The organism is Fluctibacter corallii, assembly GCF_025751585.1.
Classification (GTDB): domain Bacteria; phylum Pseudomonadota; class Gammaproteobacteria; order Enterobacterales; family Alteromonadaceae; genus Fluctibacter_A; species Fluctibacter_A corallii.
This window is the reverse complement of sequence record NZ_JAOWKX010000010.1, coordinates 62,664-86,786: the sequence shown is the minus strand read 5'-3', so window position 1 is coordinate 86,786 and position 24,123 is coordinate 62,664. Positions and strand designations below refer to the sequence as shown.

Below are 24,123 nucleotides of genomic sequence, written 5' to 3'. Positions count from 1 at the left end.
TTATACTAGTTTATATAAATCACAATCAAAGACTTAAAAAGGTCACTCAAGTCTCTCTGGTGGGTTAAATCACCAAAGAGACAGAAAATCAATTAAGGCTGGTTATATATCTTGCACCATGTCTTCTGACCAACTTCGCAGTTGCTCTAGCACGCCAAGCGCTGACATACCAAAATCGGTGAGCTCATAAGACACCTTCATAGGGCGTTCGCAGATAACGGTACGTTTGACCATTCCAGTTTTTTCCAGCTCTTTTAATCGCTGATCCACCACCTTTTTGCTCACGCCTCGCAACATTCGGGTTAGCTCATTAAAACGCACGGGTCCTTCGCGCAAATGCCATAGAATAGAGCCTTTCCATTTTCCGCCAATTAAACGCATAGCACGTTCTATAGAGCACGGATGACAATCAGACAGATTGTCTACATATTTCGGTGGGTAAAAATCGGGTAATGACATCAAATACACCTCCTGATTGTGTTTTTATCATTTTGAATAAGGGGAGTTAATGGTAGCAATCCTGCGCAAAACAACCGTAGTTAATCAAATATTGCACAAATTTCAATAAAAAAGTGAATCTTCAATCGCTTATACGCAAAAAATGAACACCATAATAATCTCGTATGCGTACGTCAAATTCCTTCAATATGGATCAAAATAGAGAGAGTAGGCGTGACGGCACGATTCATCATTAGAATCGCGCCATCGAATTAGAAAACGTCCAAGCAATCTTGTGGAGCGGGCATGGAAATAAGCTGAAATAGTTCATCAGCGTTAGCAGCAGATCTGATTTTTTCCGCAATCAGTTCAGGGTTATCTAGCTCAAAGGTAGCGTCTTCATTTTTTGCATCTAATAACAGAAAATCGGCCACCAGCGCCGCCAATTCAGGAAACGCGATATGAACATCCTGTAATCGCGTCTCTATATTATAAGCGCCAAACAGAGCACTTTTGGCTTTTTCTAACAGGGTATTTCCATACAATCCACGTTTGTGAATCTCATGAATCTCCTGAACCCGTCCATCACGAAACAGCACCCAAGCACCGATATTTTGCTCAAGCTCACGCTGACTACTTTGCGCCACCCCGAATGCAAAGGTACTGAGTGGGAACAGCGCTTTTTCATTGCGCAAAATCATCAATGCCGATTCAGCGTCATGGACACCCACAATCACTCCCTCCGCCTGCGGCATTGGCTGCCGCACCGCCACCCGCGAGGGCAGAACCGCCCGCAACGCCTCTCGCCCAAGGCGGTGCACCCAGCAGTGAGCGAAGGTTAGTATTTCCTCTGGACATCCAGTTATTAAAAGAAGGTGACACTGAGTTCAAATTCCACGGCTGATTTTTAATTCGGTTAGAGACATTCTTACCCCAACCTTGATTCCGCTGCAACAACCAATGATGACGGTGCTGTCCATTGGTGACTTGCATCGCCTTAATATTGCGAGCGCGTCCCCAATGTTTAGTGGCACTCCATGTGTTTGAGCCCACGGTTTTGAGTCTGAATGCACCTTTGGCTAATCCGTTGGTGAGGCCACCACCAATCGCACCAAGCCCAGCCGATATCGCCACTTGCCCCCAACTTACGCAGTTCCAATTACCACCATTAGACGCCAGCTGTGACAGTAAATCGATACCTGCGCCTATGCCTGCACCAATAAGGCCAAACTCGCCAGTTGGGTCAGTGTAGGTAAGCGGATTATTGTGGGCGTAAGTATAGGTGTTAGGTCCATCGAATAAACCCAGCTGATCGCTTTGAATATATCGCCCAAGAGAGGGATCGTAGTCTCTTGCGTTATTGAAATACAATCCACTTTCTCGGTCGTGATATTGGCCACTAAAGCGTAGGTTGTTTACGACACCCGATGCCGACTCAGCCACTTCACCAAAAGACGAATATTGAGCCTGCCAAACAATTTGATTATTCTGGTCGATCAACGCTTGCGGTGTACCCAAATGGTCGCGTAAATAGTGATACACATTGCCATTTTCAACAATCATGCTGGGGGCGATTGCATCTCCAACGTAGCGCCGCTCTGTGCCATCAATGTTTTCCCCTACCATCATCGAGCCAGCCCAATAAAACGCAGTTTGATTAGAGGGATTCAAATTGTTGATTTTTGCCCAGCGCCGTCCAAGTGGGCCGTACACGTAGCGATAATCAACAGAAGGCGATGTTGCGGCGTTATCAGCAAATTTTTGATATTTCACCAGTTGGTTCAAGCCGTTGTATTCATATACTTCTCGCTCTCCGGAGGTTAACGCTTTTTTCTCGATACGATTACCCTCGCCATCATAGCTAAACTGATAGTCACCGTATTCGAGTAAGCGATTACCGGCATCGTATAACGCCCCATTGCCCGTGCGATTGCCAAGTGCATCATAAGCAAAATTTTCAGCGCTACTAGAGGACTGCACTTGTGTCACTTGTCCTTTCGCATCGTAAGCGTAGGTTTTGTTACCTGCATCTACGCCCTGCCATTGACTTATTCTGTCTGCTGCATCAAACACATATTGATAAGGGTCAAGCACACCTGTGTGTGTTAGCGACACCAACTGATTAGCAGCGCTGTACGCCATTTGACTGTCAGCGATTGCGCCACCACGCTGCAACTCTGTCATTCGGCCCATATCATCAAACGCATAATTGTTAGTAATACCTGAAGGCACACCCTGAAGCGCAATCGCATCGGTTAATCCGCGCGAAGACTGTGTGTAAGTTTGCTTGATGGTGAGGGCGTTGAGAGAAGTTATTTCATCTTCGGCATTGTATTCATAGTCTACCGCCACGCCGTTCACAGTCTCTCTGGTTAAGCGGCCGTATTCATCAAACTCACGAGACACGCTTCCGTTCGCATTGCTTGCAGATGTGAGGTCATCTCTGACGTTGTACCCAAAAGACAAATTATTGCCGTCACTGTAGCGTTTTTCTGTCAGACGCTTAGCAGCATCATAGTAATACGTCGCTGTCACGCCATTGGCATCAGTTCGCGTACGTAACTCGTTATCGGCATAATAAGTAAATAGCGTTTTGCCACCATCATAGAATGTACGTTCTCTCACTCGACCAAACGTATCATACAAATAGGTCACACTCTCGCCTGCCGCATTGGTCACTGATAACGGTTTTCCGGCGGCGTCATGCTGATATGCTGTGACACTCCCATCAGCGGATGTAATCTGCGTAACTCGATCAAGGGCATCATACTGATACTGCATTTTCTCGCCCGCTGGATTGGTAAGGCTAATTAAATTATAGCGCGCATCATATTCATATAACGTAGTGCGCCCTATCGGATCCGTGCTAGATACAGGCAATCCAACATTGTTGTATACCACTTGTGTAGATTGACCCAACGCATTGATATGCTCTTCAATGTACCCTTGCGCGGTCCATTTCATTTGACTAACCTTGCCTCCTTCGTCCGTCATGCTGAGCATATTTCCACGCTCATCGTAACTGTAATTGACGGTGCGTCCGGTTCTGGATGTTACTTTTTGGGGCCAAGGCAATGCACCATCAAATTCTGTGGTGATTGTGCCACGGCTATCTGTACGCTGAACCAGATTGCTATACCCATCATAACTGTAGGTGGTGACTAGTCCGCCTGGCGTAGTCAAACGAATGGGCAAGCTGTCTTCGTTGCGCTCAAACGTGGTCACGCGATTTAACGGTTCCTCTACCCTAGTATATTGTCCGGTTTCGTTATATGTGTAGGTCCAGCGACTGCCGACACTATCGACTTTAGACGTACGACGGTTCGTCTCATCATAGGTGTAGGTATATTGATTTTCATACTCCTTATACCGATACACCTTGCTGCCGTTGTAGGTCACTTGCGTTTCTACCACACCAGCTTCATCGGTGACTTTTGTTAAATGAGAATAAACCTGTGCATCGCCAACATCCTGATATGTCGAGTACTCATAATAACGAACCCCTCCAGCAGGATCAGTCACAGACAGTAAGTTACCGCTGGCATCATAGGCGTACTGCCAGGCTCGACCGCTGTGGTCGGTAATATCAGAGATAAAGCCGTTAAGATTATAATTATATTGAAGCGCACGGCCATGTTCGTCTGACTTCGACACAAGTCGACCATCGGTATCATAACTGTAACTTATGAGATTGCCATTTCGGTCGGCTTCACTGATCACCTGCCCACTAGCGGCAAACACGTAGTATCGACCATCCCGCATGAGCAGCTTGGCGGTTCCATCTGCCTGAGGTATGACCTTATCGAACAAACCCGGTGCAGTGTACTCGTCATTATCGTCAAGGCTGTAAGCATATCGCTTACCGTTAGGCAATCTGCGTACATATTCTTCTTTACGCACTATTACGACGGCATCATTTACAACCTGTTGCTCAAACCGAGTAACAGGCACCAATGCTTGGTCGCAACTCATACTCCAAGCCGACCCCATCGCACCCACACGTGGATCCCGTGAATTGTATGTACGAGAAACACTCAGCGCCGGTGTGCCGTTAAGTAAAATATCTTGCTCAGTCCACACTAATTGACCGGTCGCAATATATACCGGAGAACCTGTGCTGCTGTTGTTACACGGATCGTTCTCACAATCTGGCCCTTCACAGGGGCCAGGATCATCAGGATCGTTTGGATTGGTGGTGTCGTGCCCCTGATCCCAAGGATAGTGGTATGCAAATGCCGAATGCGAGAGTAAACCCGATGATAGCGACAGCAACAAAGTGAGCGCTAACGCATATAATCCCGAAATAAAAAAGTGTTTTCGTTGCTGCATTTTCAGTTCACTCCTGTGGCTGAGGTTGCTTCAATGTGAGAAAACTGCTCTAGCAATTGATTAAATTGAGACTCTGTATGAGCTCTGGCTTCACGTAATGCATCATCTGCAGCCAGTACTTGCTCTATCGCCAATTTATTTTTCTTGTAATACAGCACGTGCTCGGCAGCAGTAATGCCATGTTCAAGGTAAACCTGACTAATTAATGCCTGTGTATTGGCATCATCAATAGCTTGCTCACCCATGGATGCACTGTCTGTCAGTAGCACGTAACGGCGCTGCATACCTTCTACTGTCAATTGCTTGACTTGAGAATCGATAGCTAACCAAGTATTTGGCGTAATAGACGCAGCGTGGGATACAGGCACAACCCACACCAACAGAAGAAAAAGACTGACGGTTTGGAATAAATATTTCATCCTGCGTTCCTTAATAATAAATACGCTGCATGCCAAACAACGACATTGAACGAACACCATTGCTATCAACGGCATTGACTGCAATACGATAACTTCCAGGTGCTAAGTAGTCGTCATCGTCCCCTTTACCATCCCAGAGAACTTCCACGGTGCCAGCAGCTTGGTTTGCGTAATAACGATGGGCAACTTCACTGCCTGAATCAACACTCGCCACCGTCACTTCAATGCTGGCGTCTTTACTTAAGGTAAAGCGAATCTTACTGTTACCATCTTTAATCGCATTATTAGACGTTGGATCTAGAATACCGGGCAACACCGTTAACCCAGATAATTGCGGTGCATTCTTCACGTAAATTACGTTGTCAGCCAATTCCCAACCCCAAATACCAAATAGGAAAGGGTTACCGGGAATAGGCTCGACGATTTCACCGTTTGGCGCTTCACCATTCCAGTAAATCGTATAACTCCCTGCGCCTAGCGGTTGCCTTTGTAAGAAAGTGACCAGTCGGGTATTCGTTCTGAATAGTCCCATGAAGGCAGTAACTTCTGATGGCCGCTGCAACGTAAACGTTATATCGAGCGGATCATTATCAAAAGGCGAAAAGCGGCTCGGAATTCGGGTTCGAGACGGGTTGTATTGACGCCCACCCGTTGAATCCCGCAAATCCACCCGCAGCTCTACATCGTTTTCTTTGTATAGCAAGACCGCGTAGTACTGGCCTTCAGGCATGGGATTGCCACTCGCATCTGTTCCATCCCACGCATCGACATAATTGCCTGATGTTCGTAATTGCCAGGGTATAAGCACACTAACAACCTGATTATTTACGTCTTCTATTTGCAGTTGAATGTCGGTATCGCTGTATAAACGCGTGTTAATTTGGCTGACGTCGCCGATATCTGTACTCAAGGTATGATCGTTCACTTCATATAATCGAGGCTCGGTGGCATTCACCGTCACTTTACGAATATCGATTGCGGTCTGCCCATCTGACATCACTACTTCCAGCGCAGGGAAAAATACACCCGCAGAGGTATAGACGTGACTAGGAGACGCATCTTGCGAGTCTGTGGTGCCGTCACCGTCAAAGTCCCAATTCCAGCTCACAACCGACACACTGGGATCTGCATCTACAATACCATTAAAGTTAACACTCAATGGCGCAGTGCCTGAAATACGGCTAAGTGACATAGTGACCGATGGGCTGCCAGCAGGCAATGCACGAATTTCAATATTAGGAAGTGCGGTTTCGGTTTGCGCACCTTCGTTGTCGGTTACGATCACCCGAGCTTGATAATTGCCAGCGTCATTAAATACATGACCGGTATTGCCAGAAGACGTCGAGGAATAATCGATGCTGCCGTCGTTATCAAAATCCCATTCGTACAAGGCAATGCCGTTCGAGTCTGTTGCCGAAGCAAAAAACGAAACTGCTAACGGTACTTCACCGTTTGTGACATTTACCGATGCATTGACTACTGGCGGCTGGTTGGTGACATCTAAGTCATAGGTGGCGGTTTGCAGTGTGCCATCACTGGCTAGGGCTTCAAGAAGCACGGTGTATTGTCCTGGTGAGGCATAGTAATACGTTTGATCCCGCCCAACAGTATCGGTGCGATCAAAATTTCCGTCGCCATTAAAATCCCACCGATAACGTTCAATCGCAGTAAATGTGTCGGTTAATGGACTAAAGCGAATAGAAATCGGCGCAAAACCCGATTCAGGCGTCGCTCTAATAGAGAGTTTCAATAACGGCGAGACCACGATTGTTTGCGATGCATTTGCACTGCCAGTGCCGTTGGTTGCGGTAAGCGTATATACCGTTGTCCCCGGCGGTGTCACCGTATAAGAGCCGTTGTTATCTACCACACCAATCGCAGGCGCAATAGACACTGACTCGGCATTGCTTGTGGTCCAACTAAGTTCGACCGATTGTCCCAATACGATATTATTACTCGAAGCGCTAAACGAGGTAATTTCAGGCAGGGGAATATCGGGCACCACATAAGGGTTCACCACAAAATTGAGGCGTTGGCGGCTTGCGAGTGTCCATATCAAGGTAAACTGCAATACCTCACCAGCTTGCCAACTGGTTTCATCAATTCGAATGACGGGTTGGCCTGATGTCGTCATATCATCAGCATTATCCAGTGTAGCGTCGTTACCAAATCCACTCACCACCATGTAAACAGGCCCTTGCAGCGGCAAGGTGGTGCTATTTGTGACCGCAATATCATAAGACGTTTTGCCCGTGCGGCGGTTATATTCTGCATCACCATACTCAAGCGTAAATTGATCGGGCGTAAGTAAGGTTAAACGGGTTTCATCCACTGCCGAATGGGCATGCCCTGACAGCAGGCATGCAAATAACACGATAAGACAAAATTCAACGCTGAAGCGCTTCAGGTATCTCATTATCTTCTCCTAATGAGCCCTCACCGATACAGCTAGCCGATGGTAGGCACTTTACATTGACATGCTCAATGTGATTTACGATTACGCGACATTCCTATCGCAGCGAAAAAGGGAATCAACAACAGCGCCACATGGGGTTCACTGACGCTTGTCACAACGGTTTGAAGCCTAAGGTTACTGATCTCAACGAATGACGAAAAATCGATATCCCCTGGCAGCGAAGACAATTGAAACGTTAGCCCAAGGGTTTGCCCCACAAAGCCAGACAAGTTAAATAGCGCACTGCCTGACAGGCTGTTGTTTAGTGTGAGGTTAAACGCTCCGCCTAGCCCGTTACCTGCGTCGTCGGTTAAAAACGCGCGAAACTGGTCATTGCCATTGGCGGCCTCGACGAAGTTAAAATCGAATGCCACGCCTACATCAGGCTGAGCATTAAGAATATTCGGATCGCCCAATCCCGGATCGTTACTTAACAGCACAAACGAAAAGCTCGGGTCCTCATTTATGGTGGCCGAACTGCCATCAGGCGATACTGACACTGCAGGGTCAGCAAAAAAGTCATTCAAATCTAAATTCACCAAGGCAGCATTCGCCGTTACACCTTGAAAAATCAAGGTAATCATGATGAATAAACGCGAGATAGGGTGCATTCTCATGATGGTATATCTCCTATTCGTCGGTTTGCTTTATTGCAATTTACAGCGCTTTTAACGTTCTTGTTTAGGTCCGTTACCAGCCACGACTTTCGTCGCTGACTCACTTGTACTCTCTTGGTTGTTTGGAACCGTCACGAACATGTTGTAAACGCCTACATGTCCCCATAAACCGGATATATTCACAGTAAACAGGTGTCGTCCGGGCGTTAAGTGTCTGGGGTCCCATTGCCACGTAAGCGGCGTGTAGCCCGTTTCTTCTTCCGCTACAAACTTTCCATCAACGAAAAAGGAAATCTCATACTGACTCTGCTGCATCAACCACTTGTCTTCGTCATTTAAATTGACAGACACCAACAACGGTGAATCAGCAATGACATCGCCGTTGTTGTTTTTATTCACGTCAGACTTAATCGAAAACAAGATTTCTGGCTCATAAGCCGCGCTGCGGGGAAGAAAATAATAAGGCGAGATACGCTTGCCATTTCGTTGACTAATCATACTTTCAGGCCGAATCTTTTCGGCTGGCCATCCTTTTTTCGAGCGATAAGCGGTATAACTCAGGTCAGGGTTGCCATGGGTGATCACCGTGTACTCTGGCAATGTGTACGCCATAACTAAAACACGTAAATCTTGGTGCGTCGCTAAATGCATCACGTTAGATTTGTCATATCCATTCCACGCTTGGCGATTTTCACCCGCCATTCTCGGTTCCCAAGACAAAATGGTGTTCATCAATGGGCCGCCTTGCAGCCCCATACGCACCATCACTCTTGCGGGTTGCGCTAAGGTATATGCCACTGTCGAATTATTTAGAATGCGGGTATTTACCTGCTCAAGTAATTCCCCCCCGCTGTGATTACGAGAATCAATGACCTGCTCTACGCCGTCTTCGCTTATGGCAGTGATCACTGCTGTGTAGGCCTCATCTGGCACGACGTCTCCAGCATTATCTCGGCCATTCCAATTCAGAGATTGAATACCAGGTTGCACATTCTTCATTGTTACCGTTTTGATATCGTCGTTATCACCAGAGTAAAACGTGACACGCAGAGTCGATAGCGGCGCTTTGACCGTCATTGTTAACGTTGCACCCGATGCTTTTGCCGTACTTTTTACCGAATTTAACGTTGACGTATCGAGCAATACACTGCTTAATGTAAGGTCAGAAACCAGTGTTTCTTCCGCTACAGAAACAGACATTCCACTTGCCACACACACCAACAGTGCAATAATACCTCGACACCACTTGTTAAGCTCCACCAAAACGTAACTCCTTCAAATCACTCGCCCCGTCTACCATGCGGATCACTTCCAACTTTGCCTTTTCACCATGTTGATCATCTTTAAGCGGCATGCGCATTAATTGCGACTGCCCTTGCTGTTTACGGATAAAGTACACGACATCGTCAGCCAATACGGGACTGACATCCACTACATTGCCCGATGTGAGTTGAACGGGCGCGTTGGCTGTATCCCCCAACGCCTGTTTCCAAATATGAAAGTAGAAATCTTTATTCGAGCTAAACACTAACGTGGAAGAGTCTTGATCGACAAAAGGTTGACGAGAAACCGCATTGAGTAAGGTTAGCTGCCTTGCTTTGCCCGTTGTCAGGTCATGTTCCCACACTTCTTGCAGCACGCCACCACACTCCACTGTGCAGGTCACATTTCCGTAGAACAGCAACGCATCTGGGGTTAGGAAGGGTTCAAACTGCGCTGAACGCTGAGTAATAACTGGTTCAACGTTGCTACGAGGTCGATGCCAACGATAAATATCCGAATCAGCGCTACTGCCTTGTTTTAGCAAAACATAGTAAAGGTTTTCACCTTGCGGGTCGTACGCCAGATGGGTATATGTGTCATATTGATTGGCCGCCACTAAACGGCTGTCAGTTCCTTTCACAACATCAATCTCTCTTATATCACCGCTCGCAGCGACATAAGCGATTTTCTCTGCCGACAGTGTTAATGCTGGCACGCGAGGTTCCGATTTTGTGGGAAAAGACTGCCACTGGCATTTATCATCAGACAAATACAATGACCATTCACCCTCTACTAACGCTGAGACGAGTAGATTCTCGGGCGGACATTGATCAGCAACAGATGCTATCGGAATCAACACGATGGAGATAAGTACAGTTCGAAGCCATTGGATCATTTCTGAGCCTCCCTAACGGGTATGCCACGAACAGGAGAAACCACTTTATGTTTGCTAAACTGACCGTGAAGGAGTTCGGACAGCTTAACCAGTACAGCCAGCCCCAAGGATAATGCCAAGCTGAGGTAGAAGTAGTACATCACACCTTGACGAGATTCGGTGCCGATCATAAAGCCGTGAACGAAACCAAGAGAAAATACCACCAGAGCGACTTTGTGTAGCCATCGCCAAATAGCCTGTTTCGATGTGCGTCGCTTGATGCCTGAATAAATAACGGCTCCAATAGACCAAAAAGCAATAACGCCAAGGGCCAAAGCAAACTGATAATACCCTTTAGCAAAATTTGGTACGAAAAGATGAAGTGCCAAATGGTCAGTTCTCACTGACACAGCCCAGGCAAAACACACCCCATGAAGCACACACAAAGCGGCAGCAAACATACCCAGCCATTTATGATGCTGTGCCGACGGACGCATAAACCAACGACTTGACCTGTTACTTCCTGTCAGTACCCAGAGTACCTGTAGCCATATTGCTGTCACCGCGTACAAGCCAAATAGCTTCGCTAATATGTACTGCAATTGCCCTGTAGGCACAGCAAAGCCAAAATACACGTTGAGATCGCCGATACTTTGCAACCACACCAGCATAGGGACAACGACAACAAAGCCCCCAATAACACGCCAAACAAGTGAGTGTTTTGTATTTGTGGTCATTTCGCTCCTCCTAGAGACATCTCGCAATGCCCTTGAGGACAACGCTTGATGAGCGCAATACCTTGCTCGTCGCTTAATCCATCTTTGCTGGCTACAGGCATACCTTCATGCACCCAGCCTTTGATGCCATAGGGATTTAAAATCACCGCATTGTTAAATCCTTTCATGCGAAGCGCTTTTGCCATTTCAAAGCCCCGGAAATCTTTTACGCAGTAAGCAACCACCAAAGCGTCATCTGCGTAATCACTTGCATTGAGCTCATTGATGCGGCGCAACTGTACATTCAATGCACCCGGTATATGGTTTTCAGCAAATTCTTCTGGCTCACGAACATCAATAAACGTGACTCGCTCGCCCTTGGCAATCGCTTGCGCAACATCACTTACCGATAATTCAGGGACAAATTTCGCATCGGCAATAGCCGTTCCGATTTTTTCTTCTAGGTAGCACCGATAACTTGGCAATAGCTCAGAGGGCGATTGAGGCATAAGGTTATTCGAAATGTAGTTATACACATTATCAAAGAAGGCGAAATAGCACGCCATGGGCACAGGTTCTGCGTCTTTATTTCGTTGTAATTGGCGAAAACCAGACTCGACAATGTCAGCCATGGGATCGGACGGCGTACCCCAGAAATTCACTTCAATATCGTAAACAATATCCACGAGTCGTTTAGCATTGTCGTCTTGGGTTTGCGTGGCTTGCAACAAGTGAGCAAAGGTCGTGGTTTGTTCGGTGCGTTTGTAGGTGGCTTCTGGAAAATCGAAGGTGTTCTGGCTATCCCCCATTTGCGCTGTACCAGTGCCCGCTGGCATCACCACAATATCCGCGTTGGGCGACACAAACCGCTGTATAAACCATGCCGATGCCCACTTATCAGGCCCAAACCCTTCCCATGTGTAGTACACATCACGTTCAGGCTGCGAGCAAGATACAATCAATAGCGTTGACAGTGCTAAAACACAAATGCGAGAAAACGAAAGAAACCGAACCACACAACCTCCCTGTTGATGCAAAGTGTGCGACAGCGACTTCTTATCTGCTGAAGTGACAATTAATTTGTATTCATACTAATGATGAAGAGATGTTTATTAATACCCACACAAAGGCTAGGTATTTACACAAGAGATTAGTTTATTTTTTATACTAAATGCAAATGAAATTTATATTAAAAAGAAAAGACGAGTAAATTCAAACGGTTAATAAAAACACCCAACAAACCGCCCGCTCAACGAGCATTTCTGGCTATGCTCAGCAATCCCATCAACATAATCGCGTTACCCCAGCGCCTTTTCGACGATAGACATCAAAAGCGACGTCAACCAAACGTGTGGTGCCTAAAATGAAAAAAGGAGCACGCGGCTCCTTCTCAAAAAACAGCAGCTTAAACCGCGGCTATGATTAACGCTTTCTTGCCGCGCCTGCCAACAAAAGTAACCCTGAGAACATGATCATAAGGCCACTCGGTTCGGGCACTACCGCAACGCGTACACCCGCAAGCGCTACGTCGTCATTATCACCGTCTAACCACACCATAAACGCAGAACCAACAAAGTTACCCGCTAACTGCGTAACATCAATACGGTCATTATCTGGAATTTTGTTGTCTGCCGATGTATCTAAAAGATCAAGTACGCCCGCACCACTGAAACTGACATTCGATACGTTAATGTCGTCGGATGACGATGCATCTTCAAACCACAGTGATAACAATTCTACTTTTTGGCTAAATACCAGTAGGAAACCTTCATCCGGATCGTAGGGATAATCCGCTGATGCTCCTCCATCTAAGAATGGACCATCATCAAAATTGGAGACTAAACCCAAACCTAAATCTGCGTAAAAAATGCCGAAAGGATCAGGCACTTTCTGCCATGGTTCTAGCTGTTCGCCATCGCCATTGAAACCTGTCGTCCAACCGGATACATCCATAGTCAAACCTGATTCCATGAAAGAAAGCGAGTTTTCAAATATCGGCATATCATCATTAATCAGATCATAATCAACAATAAGACTGGCAGAAGTAGAGGTAATAAAAAAGAAAGAAGCAACAAAAGTAAATGTTTGAATGAGCGTACGCATATACAACCTGAACGTTTTATGTTTTTACATTGAAACGCCTCATCCTTTCTCTGGTTGACAAGCAAAAGACGCCTCTTGTTTAAGAGCGCCGATAAAGCAAAATTTAAGCCAAACCCTATACCATTGATTTAATTACAATAATTATATGAAAAAAAGGTGTGCGTTAAATTTTTTGACACCTAGAATTCAGACCTCTTACCAGCTTAAGGCTGCTGCTTTCGGTGTGCCAGAGAAACAGGTTTTTCCGCCAACATTCGAATAATCAATGTGTCACTTGGTCTGTCAACGCCCCTATTAATTCGCGCTCTAATCATTTGCTTTCAAACAGTATATTGAGCTTAAAATTGACTAACTTAAATACATAAAGTCGAGAATACCCTTGTAAAAAGGATATTCCGCAAACACACCGTGCCCTTCCTACCTACTTGATAATTAGTACTCAAATGATTAAACTGTTTTTAATTGAACGGTCAATTAAGAAAAAATATGCCCAAAGTCGGAATGCAACCCATCCGGAAATTACAACTTGTAGAAGCCACGCTCACATCGATTGAAAGACATGGACTGCATGACACAACGATTATGAAGATCAGTCAGATTGCTGGTGTATCGACGGGCATCATTAATCACTACTTTGGTGGCAAACAGCCCTTAATTGAGCACACCGTTCTTTATTTACTTGAACAATTGCGTACCACACTGTTAGACAAAACTCGCGGTAAATGCATCTCAGCAGAAGAAAGGTTAGATGCCATCATCGAATCTAATTTTTCAGGATTTCATCAATCTGTCGCGGCAACCAAAGCTTGGATCAGCTTCTGGGAACATTCATTGCACAATGATCGATTTGCGCGTTTACAAAGAATCAATAATCAACGCTTAATCAGTAATCTACGCTACTCTTTTAAACAGATACTGGGTAACGCTGATGCACATCATGCAGCACTGCGTATGGCAGCCATGATTGACGGATTCTGGCTGCGTAGCGCGTTGAGTCATCATGCACAAAGTGATTTCGAAATTGCTGAACAACATTGCAAAGCGTATGCGAGATCACTGATTTCAGCACAAACCTGGTCGACTGAACACAACCAGCGTGTGTCGCAATTTAGCTTAGTTTCGGAGCAATAAATGCAACAAATTCAAAATTTCATCGACGGCGCAAACATGCCTAACTCAACAGGCGAGACTTTCGACGTCATCAACCCTGCCACTGGCGACGTTGCTTACAAAGTCGAAGTCGCTTGCGAGCAAATCAAAGAAAAAGCGATCGCAAGCGCAAAAGCAGGTTTTGAAACGTGGCGCAGCATGACCGGAATGGAGCGCAGCCGAATATTACTAAAAGCCGTTGCACTTCTTCGTGAGCGTAACGATGAATTAGCAGAAATAGAAGTGCGAGATACTGGAAAGCCATGGCAAGAAGCCTCGGTGGTTGATGTAGTAACGGGTGCCGATAGCATAGAGTTTTTTGCAGGACTGGCCCCCGCTATCGAAGGGAATCAGCAAGACTTAGGTGGCGACTTTTACTATACAAGACGCGAACCGTTAGGCATCTGCGCAGGTATTGGCGCTTGGAACTATCCATTACAAATCGCTTGCTGGAAGTCTGCCCCCGCGCTTGCGTGCGGCAACGCAATGATTTTTAAGCCGTCAGAAGAAACCCCATTAGGTGCAGTTAAATTGGCTGAAATCTTTATAGAAGCTGGTGTGCCAAGCGGCGTATTCAATGTTGTGCAAGGTGACGGCCGCATTGGCGAATGGTTAACGACTCACTCAGATATTGCAAAAGTGTCATTCACCGGAGAGGTAGGCACCGGCAAAAAAGTCATGATAGGCGCGGCGAGCTCGTTAAAAGATGTCACCATGGAACTGGGTGGCAAATCTCCGCTTATCATCTTCGACGATGCCGATTTGGATAACGCCGTGTCGGCAGCATTGCTTGGCAACTTTTACACACAAGGCGAGATCTGTACCAACGGCACACGTGTTTATGTGCACGATGCTGTATACGACGAGTTTATTAAACGTGTCGTTGCGCGTACTAAAGAGAACGTTGTGTTAGGCGATCCGATGCACCCCGATACCAATGTGGGCGCGCTTATCTCTAAAAAGCATCACCAATTAGTGCTGAATTATATTCAAAAGGGTAAAGCGGAAGGCGCAAAGCTTGCGTGCGGCGGTCAGGCTGCACAGCCACAAAACGCGCCCAACGGCTTTTTTGTAGAGCCAACCGTTTTCGTTGATTGCGATGATGACATGACCATCGTTAAAGAAGAAATTTTTGGTCCAGTAATGTCGGTATTGCGCTTTTCGGAAGAAAGCGACGTGATTCAACGCGCTAATAATACCCACCTTGGTCTTGCAGCAGGCGTTTTTACGCAGAATATTCAACGCGCTCATCGTGTTATTCACGCGATGGAAGCGGGTATTTGTTGGATTAACAGCTATGGTTTATCGCCTGCGGAAATGCCTGTCGGAGGCTATAAGCAGTCAGGTATTGGCCGTGAGAACGGCGTTGAAACACTGAAGCATTACACGCAACTCAAAGCGGTATATGTGGGTATGCAGCCGCTGGAAAGTCCATTTTAAGGAGCGCAGCAATGGCAGATTCGTATGACTTTATCATTGTAGGCGCGGGTTCAGCGGGTTGCGTGCTAGCCAACCGCTTAACCGAGTCGGGTAAGCATCGGGTATTACTGGTGGAAACGGGCGGCAGTGATCGCAGCATTTTCATTCAGATGCCCACCGCTCTCTCAATTCCCATGAATACCGAGAAGTATGCATGGCAATTTGAAACCGTGCCCGAGCCTCACTTGAATAACAGAAGAATGCATTGTCCGCGCGGTAAAGTGTTGGGTGGCTCATCGTCTATTAACGGGATGGTGTATGTGCGTGGTCACGCCAGAGACTTTGACGAATGGCAGGCGCACGGCGCGAATAATTGGGACTATGCTCACTGTCTTCCTTATTTCAAAAAGGCAGAGAGTTGGGCATTTGGCGCAGATGAATATCGCGGTGATCAAGGCCCCCTTGCTGTAAACAACGGCAATAATATGCAGAACCCGCTGTATCGCGCCTTTATCGACGCAGGCGTCCAAGCGGGCTATTTTGAAACCGAAGATTACAATGGCAAGCTACAGGAAGGCTTTGGCCCCATGCATATGACCGTCAAAGACGGCGTTCGCTGGTCAACCGCCAATGCGTATCTTCGCCCTGCGATGTCACGCTCAAACCTGACCGTAGTTACGCATGCAACCGTACAAAAAGTATTGCTGAAAGACAAAACTGCCTACGGTGTGCGCCTTCGCGTTAAAGGCCAGCTAAAAGACTATCATGCAAACGAAGTCATATTATCTGCAGGCTCAATTGGGTCTCCTCACCTGCTGCAATTATCAGGCATTGGTGATGAAGCGGTACTAAAAAATGCAGGTATTGAAGTAATTCACGCATTACCTGGTGTGGGTAAAAACCTTCAGGACCACTTAGAGTTTTATTTTCAATTCCGTTGCAAGCAACCCATTACCCTCAATGGTAAGTTAGATTTGTGGAGCAAATTTAAAATTGGGGCGCGTTGGTTCTTTAAGAAGGATGGTCTAGGCGCTACCAATCATTTTGAATCGTGTGGCTTTATCCGCTCAAAAAAAGGCGTGGAATGGCCAGATTTACAGTATCACTTCTTGCCTGCCGCGATGCGCTATGATGGCAGAAGCGCGTTCGACGGACATGGATTTCAGGTTCATATCGGACATAACAAACCCAAAAGCCGCGGGCATGTTCATGTGGTAGATAGCAACCCCATTGCGCACCCCGAAATTTTGTTTAATTACCTGTCTCATGAAGAAGACCGAGAAGGGTTCAGAGATTGCGTGAAATTGACCCGAGAAATTATTGGTCAACCTGCTTTTGATCCTTATCGCGACACCGAAATACAGCCGGGTGAACAGGTTCAGACAGATGAAGACATCGATGCATTTGTGCGCGCAAACGTAGAAAGTGCCTACCACCCCTCTTGTTCATGCAAAATGGGGGAGGACGACATGGCCGTCGTAGACTCATCTACACGCGTGCACGGCATTAAACAACTACGTGTTGTTGACTCATCTATTTTTCCCACCATTCCTAATGGCAACTTGAATTCACCCACCATTATGGTCGCAGAAAAAGCGGCAGATTTAATTCTGGGTAATGCACCGTTGCCACCTTCTAATGCAGAAGTAGGAATGGAGCCAGACTGGCAGAGCAAGCAACGACATAGCTCACCAGAGAGGGCGTAAACCACTAATCGATTTTAGTTAGTTAATTCACCGCCGCACAGGGTTTACCTATCACCAGTATTCAATACGTTTTTGAGTATACGATTTCTGGTGATAGCTAAGGTCTGAAGCGTGTGCTTATGCACCCATTGCGGTCACGACCAATAAAGAGGCAGTAACATGCAACAATTACAACAAGGAGCCGCACAATGACACTTTGGCTCAGCGCTGGACTGATTTTTACCTTTGCGAGTATCGCATTTGTGTTGATTAAATGGGGTAACGCACAATGTGTTGGCGTCACGCCCGTACGAACCCTAACCTTCATAGCCATTCTGTTCACATCAGGACTGGATGTCGGCTTGATTATGTTCCCACTCACGGAGTTTGCAGGATACGCAGACCATACAGCAAGCCCAGAATATGCCTTTACCAATCCACTGGCAATTGAGTTCGGATTTTGGGGCTTTTTGATTTGGGGATTTTATTTTCTTACCTGTTTTTATTTCTGCATCATCGAGCCGCGAGTTAAGTTCTTCGAAATTCCGCTGGTAAAGGTGATCAACAATGTCGTGATCATTGGCACCTGTGCGTTTACGGCTTACTTACTCCTTGCCAACCTGCCTTGGTATTTACCCCAGTTAGGCGACGGCGAAAGTATTATTCCTACCTTCTACCTTGTAGTTCTGGCAGTGATTTCAGCAGCAGTATATTCAAGTACAAGCCTCAAATATGTGCGCTTTTTGAGCTTATCGTCTACCTACTTATTTTTCGGGTTAATCGCATTAATGTGGTTTGGCGCATTTATGGGTGATAACGGCTCACCTAGCGAGTTTGCGTCTACCATTGGCCTCATTGGTGACTATTTTGCCAATATTCATCATTTCGTATTACCCATTAACGATTACCACGAGTTCTACCTTTTCTGGTGGTTCGCATGGAGTATTATGATTGGCCAGTTCACCTCTCGTTTTGTGGGTGGGTTAAAGACGTATCAAGTGTTTGCTGCCATGCTGGTATTTCCGTCCATTCCGATCGCTATCTGGTTTAGTATTTTGTACTACTACCACGCGAATGGCTTAGATTCGTCAGGCTTGTATAACATTGCAATGGTTATCGTGGGTGTCACCTTTGTTATTAACTCACTAGACTCACTCATTCGCCTATATACCGACAACCTTAACCTGACTGTCGCCCGCTTTGGTAAGCCGTTATATATCGCGGGCAATATCGCAGCGCTATTTTCACTCACGCTGCTATTCAAACTCGACTTCTTGCAAATTCAATGGGTTGGCGCGTTAGTTATCGCGATTTTCTTCGCCTGTACGGGCTACATTCTCGCTACCAAATACAAGCGAGTACGTGAAATTGAAGGCTCACCCAAAGAAAACATTGTCGACTTTCATAAAATTGAAACGATTAACTAAACACACAAGGGAAACAATACTATGACAACGACCAAACTTTCTGCCATCGCGCTTTTATGCGCACTCTCTTCTAGCGCGGCGATGGCAAACTGGTCAACAACCGTGACGGCAACATCAGACTATATGTTCAACGGTGTTAGCCAAACAGATAATAACCCCGCAATACAAGGGAGTATTGACTACTCAGCAGAGTCTGGATGGTACGCGGGCACGTGGGCATCGAATGTTGATTTTGGCGACGAAACCGATGTGGAGTGGGACGTGTATGCAGGTAACTACTGGCAACTTACGCCAGAAATCGGGTTAGATGCAGGCATTGCGTATTACACTTATCATGGTGCAAGTTATTCAGATGAACTCAACTACCCAGAAGCCTACGCAAAATTCAATTACGCCAGTAATCTGGGCACCACTGAATTCAACATGTGGTACAGCTGGGACTATTTCGGCCTTGATGCAAACCATCACATTTTTATGTTGGCGCACACCTTTAGCGTGGCTGAAGGGCATAACATACGTGTAAGTGCCGATCGCTCTACATCAAACAATACTGATCGTTGGAATTGGAACGGCAGAGACGCATACAACCATGTACGCATCGCTTATCAGACGAGTTACAACGGATTAGATTTTGAAGTTGCAGCAGAAGATACCAATATGGATATTGACATTGCTGATACAAGAGTTGTGTTCACGATGTCTAAGACGTTTAGTTTATAGCATGACTCACCGGCGCATGTTTTTGCAGCTTTCGCTGTAGCGTGCGTCGGTGCATCCCCAGTTGCTCAGCCGTTCTGCTCACATTGCCGTGATTTTCCATCAAAACCTTTTGTATATGTTCCCATTCAGCCTGAGCCGGTGTCATCGGTTTTATCTGCACTTCGTCTATCTCAGGTTTGTCTGATAAACAACGTAATAACGTCGCAAATCGCACAGGTTTTGCCACATAATCGGTTGCGCCCCGCTTCATAGCAGAAACCGTAGTCGCAATACTGGCATAGCCGGTCATCACCACTAAATGCGTTGGATTAAAATGCGCGATTAAGGCTGGAATAGCATCGATACCCAGCGAATCCTCCAGCATCATATCCAGAAAAATACCAAATACATTATGCTGTACTTGGTCTGCACGCGCCATTGCCTCTTCAGCAGTTTTAAAGGCTGATGCATGATAATCGCCTGTTTGGGCAAATCGACGAGACAGCACGTCTGTTAACCTCACATCATCGTCAATAAGTATGATTTTCTGCATATTTCTCTGTTACCGGTAAAAGAATTTTTGTCATCGCCAGATTGTTTTCGCTTTGCCAGACTACGCTGCCGCCAAACTTTTCAATACTGGCATTGCTCACGATGGCACCAAGCCCCATGCCGTCTTTGCTGGCAACTAGCTTTCGTCCCAATTCATTCAAACGTGACGCATCATCATTGCATATGGCATTGCGAATAGTCAGTTGCCATTGTGAAGCAGTAAGCAGAAAATCAACCTGGATTCCCTCTCTCTCACAACGAATGCTGGCCTCACAAGCGTTTACTAAAATATTGGTTAATGCAGGCAGGAGCGTCCGATCTGCCATCACGACCGTATCTGGAGCTTGCTCGTCGAGATGCCAACTAACGGGTACTTCAGGCCTAGCCAGTGCGATGCTATTTCTCAGGCTCTTGAATAACGCACGCCCCTGATAGCAGGTTTGCCTAAACTCGCGCACATCATCAGCCACACCCCGCCATTCACTTAACATCACTTCAACACGCGTGAGTTGTTCATCTAGAATATCTACTACATCGGCAGAGTTATCTTCACGGGCTTCTTCTATTAATAAACGCATAGTTTGAATCGGCGATGCCGTATCATGAGTGAGCTGTGCCGCGGCCGTGCCAATGGCGAGTAATTGCTCATCACGCAGCTGTCGCTCACGTAAGTTTTGAATCGCATCTTGCTGTTGCATTAGTCGTAGGCGCAGATAAAACACAACGCTGGCGATCAAAAAACATGTGATAACAAAGCCAACAATCATATCTCGTGCATGCGTGAGCATCATGTCGCCGTGACCATGAATATGGGTGTCTAAAAACACCAACTGCGTGAGCTGGGCCAGAATACTCAATAGTAACAGCCCTACGCCTGCGCGAAATGGTAGCAGCATTAAGCCCAATACCAGCGGAACAAGCAATATGCTGCTAAACGGATTAGTAGCAGCACCATGAATCGCAATCACAACATTCAAGGTACTAATTTCAAGAGCTAACACACCAGAAGACACCCACACTGGGAGACGCTTTGATTTAAAAACAAAAGTTAGCAGCAAAAATAGCATAGTAGCGATACTCTCCTTGTCGCTATCTCAGTGAATAATGAGATTAAATGATGAGCTTACTCAAAGCGCCAGTTAACCTGAAATTTCAATGATCGCCCTGCGCCTTTCACTTGCTCATAGCCACCTTCTGGATCGTTAGCAAACTGAGCAATGTTTACTCCGCCAAGCGGTAACTGATAATCATGATCCAGCAGGTTATCAATAGCAAGGCCATAGGTTACGCCCTTCCATTGAGATTGCAATTGCAGGTTAAGTAAATGGTAAGCACGAGTCTGATTTTCTCGTCTACGTGTATCGACATTACGCTTTGCATCTACCCACTCCCACTCCAGTGTGGCATTCATATCGTCGCCCGCATAGGTAACGGAAACGGTATTTTGAATGGGTATGATTTGATATAAATCGCGTGATTCCTTTTGGCTATCACTAAGGTTTGAATGAGCACGTCGCCCGTGCTGCCATTGCAAATTATTGCGCAACGTTAGGGTTTTCTCACCTTTCATTGGAATGGTATAGCTCGCCGTTAATTTTGCGCCATACAGCTGGGCATCGACGTTGGTAAATTGCAGTATATTACGCGCATTCTCAGGCGTTGAGGTACGATTAAACGAACCAATAACCTGCGCATCAATGTAATCATCCACATGGGTATGCCAGACTTGAGTACCGAATTGCCATGCGCTTTCAGCAACCTGATATTCAACGCTCAATGTGCGGGCCTGCTCGGGTTTTAATTGGATTCGTCCTACATAACCATTGCCGTCACCGTACCACCCAATCATGGATGTTGCCATCGGCCCGCGTCCCCAACTGTATCGTTCGTATAAATTAGGAGCGCGATTTTTCTGGGCAACTCCAAACGTCAGTACAGCCGTGCTATCGAATTGATAATGCAGATGAGCAGTAACATCAACAAGATCATCCGTTTGGCGTTTGTCTGCCAAATTAAAGGCGATAGCCGCTTGCGCATCGGCGTTAGGCATCATATCCATTGGCATAGAATTGTAGGGTTGTACGTTTGAAGTATCCGTTTTAACCTTCTCATACCGGACACCCAACAAGCTATACCACCCAACTTGCGGGGCTTGACTGTACTCGGCATAGATGCCTTTACGCGAACGCTGACCATTATTTACATTGATGTAGTCATTTGGCCCCATCATCATTGAATTTGTCACAGCGGGCCACCAATCATCAAGCTGCTGACGAACATACAATTGCCCGACTTTTATCTGTTCATTATCCGTTAGAGGAAATGTCCAATCGAGCGTGGCGGTCATATCATCGCCTTCAGTTAGCATCACCATTCGTCCTTGCTTTTCTTCTGTGAAAAAGCCCATTTCATGATCGGTTGCTTGCCAACTTACACGTCCATCTAACTCAAATTGCTGAAAAAATCGCTGATACTGCACGCCCAGCTTGGTGCTCCGATTGTCGGTCATATCCATATACTGATTAGCAAAACCTTGATACGGAATCATTTGGTGATGAAGTTTCACACTAAGTTGTTGTTTTGCATCTTGATAAGCCACATTCACTGTGTGATTTTGCCCCTCATACAAGGTATCTAACACGCGATTTCCATCACCATCATCGTAACTATTACTACGCGCGTAGCTTCCAGCATAGCCAACAAACCACGCTTTATTGGCAGCTTGCACACCGGCATTAATAGCGTGCGCATCCCCATTACTTTGATACTCTGCCCCCAATTCGGTTTGCAAATGCGCCAAATGTTGTGAATCAGAAAAACGTGGTGATAAGGTCTCTAATTGAATTACGCCAGCAATGTTGTCTCCTCCCTCACTTACTGGTGACACCATCGGAGATACGTTAATAGAGGTAACTTGATTGGCAGACACATAAGACAAAGGCGGATTCATGTGATTGCCACATGCCGAAGCAACAGTGGCACCGTCAACCACCACACCAATACGGTCACCCATTAATCCATTTATGATTGGCAAGGGCGCAAGGCCGCCCGCAGCAGAAAAACCAACACCTTGCTTATCTAGCGCCTGATTTAAGTGAATGTGCGCGCTGTCACGGTGGCTTTGCCCCACAACATAAATGGTTTCTATAGACTCATTGGCTAACATACTGAAAGGGACACAAGATAAAAAAGAGAAAGCACGTCGATACTTAGACATCCAAATACATCCTGTCGAAAATTTGGGTGAATAGTAATGAGAAAGTTAGAACGAGAAAATGCGACAAATTGTCGCACCTTCTCTTCTTATGTAAGTCATTGTATCGCGTTACGCGCTGGCCGATACAGAATGTAAGAACAAAATGCCAGAGCCTCCAATAAAACACCATACGCCCATCACGGCCATAGACGCAAATGCAGGCAGAAACATCACACTTCCCGCTAAAAAAAGCAGGCTTGCAACAGGTTGCGCAATCTGATCAATTAACTTACGCATGATTGGCTTCCTCATTTTGTTGCAGTGCGATGTCTGGTTTAAATCCAAACCCAGCAGAAATACGATTCCAACCATTAATCTCCACAATGGCTGCGGTTAACCCAATCACTTGCTCTTGAGAGAACACCTCGCTAAGCGCATCGTACGCTGGCTGTTCAGGTGCATGCAACGACAATGTTGTCAGGGCCTCCGCCCATTGTAGTGCAGCGCGTTCTTGCGTGCTAAAACACTCCGCTTCTTTCCAAGCACCCAATACATCTAAACGCGCTTGTGCTTCTCCGGCCTGTCGTGCTTCGGTGGCGTGCATATGCAAACACAGACAGCAACCATTAATTTGCGATACGCGAAGCCTCACAAGGTGCAAAAGCGATTCAGGTACATGTTTCGACGAAAATTCTCCTAAACCCAGCATATTAGATACGAAGTTTTGAGATGTGTTGAATAGTGTTTCTTGAGAGATAGCTGTTTTCATAGGATTTCCTTTT

Annotated in this window: 21 protein-coding genes; 5 read left to right on the top strand and 16 right to left on the bottom strand. The window is 46.2% G+C overall.

Annotated features, from left to right (window positions below; genetic code table 11):
• Positions 1-102 precede the first annotated feature (102 nt).
• The 11 genes from OE749_RS16880 to OE749_RS16830 all read right to left on the bottom strand — a co-directional run bounded on the left by OE749_RS16880 (position 103) and on the right by OE749_RS16830 (position 13,214).
• Positions 103-459: a winged helix-turn-helix transcriptional regulator gene (locus OE749_RS16880; protein WP_263713660.1), complete on the bottom strand. Its 357-nt coding sequence runs from the start codon at positions 457-459 to the stop codon at positions 103-105.
• A gap of 251 nt (positions 460-710) precedes the next feature.
• Positions 711-1,175, bottom strand: a complete 465-nt coding sequence (locus OE749_RS16875; protein ID WP_263713659.1) for a hypothetical protein — start codon at positions 1,173-1,175, stop codon at positions 711-713.
• A complete protein-coding gene (locus OE749_RS16870) occupies positions 1,156-4,767 on the bottom strand; it encodes an RHS repeat-associated core domain-containing protein (protein ID WP_263713658.1) in 3,612 nt (1,203 codons plus the stop codon). Before OE749_RS16870 ends, OE749_RS16875 begins: the two co-directional genes overlap by 20 nt.
• A gap of 2 nt (positions 4,768-4,769) precedes the next feature.
• Positions 4,770-5,186 carry a hypothetical protein gene (locus OE749_RS16865; protein WP_263713657.1) on the bottom strand — a complete coding sequence of 139 codons (417 nt, stop codon included), beginning with the start codon at positions 5,184-5,186 and terminating at the stop codon, positions 4,770-4,772.
• 10 nt (positions 5,187-5,196) lie between these two features.
• Entirely contained in the window at positions 5,197-7,602 is a 2,406-nt protein-coding gene (locus OE749_RS16860; RefSeq protein WP_263713656.1) for a PKD domain-containing protein, read from the bottom strand.
• Positions 7,603-7,667: 65 nt separating this feature from the next.
• Positions 7,668-8,258, bottom strand: coding sequence for a hypothetical protein (locus OE749_RS16855; protein WP_263713655.1), 591 nt, complete (start codon positions 8,256-8,258; stop codon positions 7,668-7,670).
• A gap of 51 nt (positions 8,259-8,309) precedes the next feature.
• Complete coding sequence (locus tag OE749_RS16850) at positions 8,310-9,518, bottom strand: FlgD immunoglobulin-like domain containing protein (protein WP_263713691.1); 1,209 nt, start codon at positions 9,516-9,518, stop codon at positions 8,310-8,312.
• Complete coding sequence (locus tag OE749_RS16845; RefSeq protein ID WP_263713654.1) at positions 9,508-10,416, bottom strand: TolB family protein; 909 nt, start codon at positions 10,414-10,416, stop codon at positions 9,508-9,510. The genes OE749_RS16850 and OE749_RS16845 overlap by 11 nt, the downstream gene beginning before the upstream one ends.
• Positions 10,413-11,132 carry a ferric reductase-like transmembrane domain-containing protein gene (locus OE749_RS16840; protein ID WP_263713653.1) on the bottom strand — a complete coding sequence of 240 codons (720 nt, stop codon included), beginning with the start codon at positions 11,130-11,132 and terminating at the stop codon, positions 10,413-10,415. The genes OE749_RS16845 and OE749_RS16840 overlap by 4 nt, the downstream gene beginning before the upstream one ends.
• Positions 11,129-12,127: a chromate resistance protein ChrB domain-containing protein gene (locus tag OE749_RS16835; RefSeq protein WP_263713652.1), complete on the bottom strand. Its 999-nt coding sequence runs from the start codon at positions 12,125-12,127 to the stop codon at positions 11,129-11,131. The genes OE749_RS16840 and OE749_RS16835 overlap by 4 nt, the downstream gene beginning before the upstream one ends.
• Before the next feature lie 406 nt (positions 12,128-12,533).
• The gene (locus OE749_RS16830) at positions 12,534-13,214 is read right to left on the bottom strand and encodes a hypothetical protein (RefSeq protein WP_263713651.1); all 681 of its coding nucleotides are present in this window, start codon (positions 13,212-13,214) and stop codon (positions 12,534-12,536) included.
• A 486-nt stretch (positions 13,215-13,700) separates the two neighbouring features.
• Here OE749_RS16830 and betI point away from each other — a divergent pair, with 486 nt between their 5' ends.
• The 5 genes from betI to OE749_RS16805 all read left to right on the top strand — a co-directional run bounded on the left by betI (position 13,701) and on the right by OE749_RS16805 (position 19,614).
• Complete coding sequence (gene betI, locus OE749_RS16825) at positions 13,701-14,345, top strand: transcriptional regulator BetI (protein WP_263713650.1); 645 nt, start codon at positions 13,701-13,703, stop codon at positions 14,343-14,345.
• Positions 14,346-15,803: a betaine-aldehyde dehydrogenase gene (gene betB, locus OE749_RS16820; RefSeq protein ID WP_263713649.1), complete on the top strand. Its 1,458-nt coding sequence runs from the start codon at positions 14,346-14,348 to the stop codon at positions 15,801-15,803. It abuts the gene before it with no gap.
• Between the two features lie 11 nt (positions 15,804-15,814).
• On the top strand, positions 15,815-17,488 hold the full coding sequence (gene betA / locus OE749_RS16815; RefSeq protein WP_263713648.1) for a choline dehydrogenase: 1,674 nt from the start codon (positions 15,815-15,817) through the stop codon (positions 17,486-17,488).
• A gap of 188 nt (positions 17,489-17,676) precedes the next feature.
• On the top strand, positions 17,677-18,894 hold the full coding sequence (locus OE749_RS16810) for a BCCT family transporter (RefSeq protein WP_263713647.1): 1,218 nt from the start codon (positions 17,677-17,679) through the stop codon (positions 18,892-18,894).
• A gap of 21 nt (positions 18,895-18,915) precedes the next feature.
• Positions 18,916-19,614 carry a TorF family putative porin gene (locus tag OE749_RS16805; protein WP_263713646.1) on the top strand — a complete coding sequence of 233 codons (699 nt, stop codon included), beginning with the start codon at positions 18,916-18,918 and terminating at the stop codon, positions 19,612-19,614.
• Here OE749_RS16805 and OE749_RS16800 read toward each other — a convergent pair.
• The 5 genes from OE749_RS16800 to OE749_RS16780 form a co-directional block, all read right to left on the bottom strand.
• Positions 19,604-20,146, bottom strand: a complete 543-nt coding sequence (locus OE749_RS16800) for a response regulator transcription factor (RefSeq protein WP_263713645.1) — start codon at positions 20,144-20,146, stop codon at positions 19,604-19,606. The genes OE749_RS16805 and OE749_RS16800 overlap by 11 nt on opposite strands.
• Entirely contained in the window at positions 20,124-21,212 is a 1,089-nt protein-coding gene (locus OE749_RS16795) for a GHKL domain-containing protein (protein WP_263713644.1), read from the bottom strand. Before OE749_RS16795 ends, OE749_RS16800 begins: the two co-directional genes overlap by 23 nt.
• A gap of 56 nt (positions 21,213-21,268) precedes the next feature.
• A complete protein-coding gene (locus OE749_RS16790; protein ID WP_263713643.1) occupies positions 21,269-23,362 on the bottom strand; it encodes a TonB-dependent receptor in 2,094 nt (697 codons plus the stop codon).
• Positions 23,363-23,470: 108 nt separating this feature from the next.
• Entirely contained in the window at positions 23,471-23,638 is a 168-nt protein-coding gene (locus OE749_RS16785; RefSeq protein WP_263713642.1) for a YrhK family protein, read from the bottom strand.
• Positions 23,631-24,110 carry a carboxymuconolactone decarboxylase family protein gene (locus OE749_RS16780; protein WP_263713641.1) on the bottom strand — a complete coding sequence of 160 codons (480 nt, stop codon included), beginning with the start codon at positions 24,108-24,110 and terminating at the stop codon, positions 23,631-23,633. The genes OE749_RS16785 and OE749_RS16780 overlap by 8 nt, the downstream gene beginning before the upstream one ends.
• Positions 24,111-24,123 lie beyond the last annotated feature (13 nt).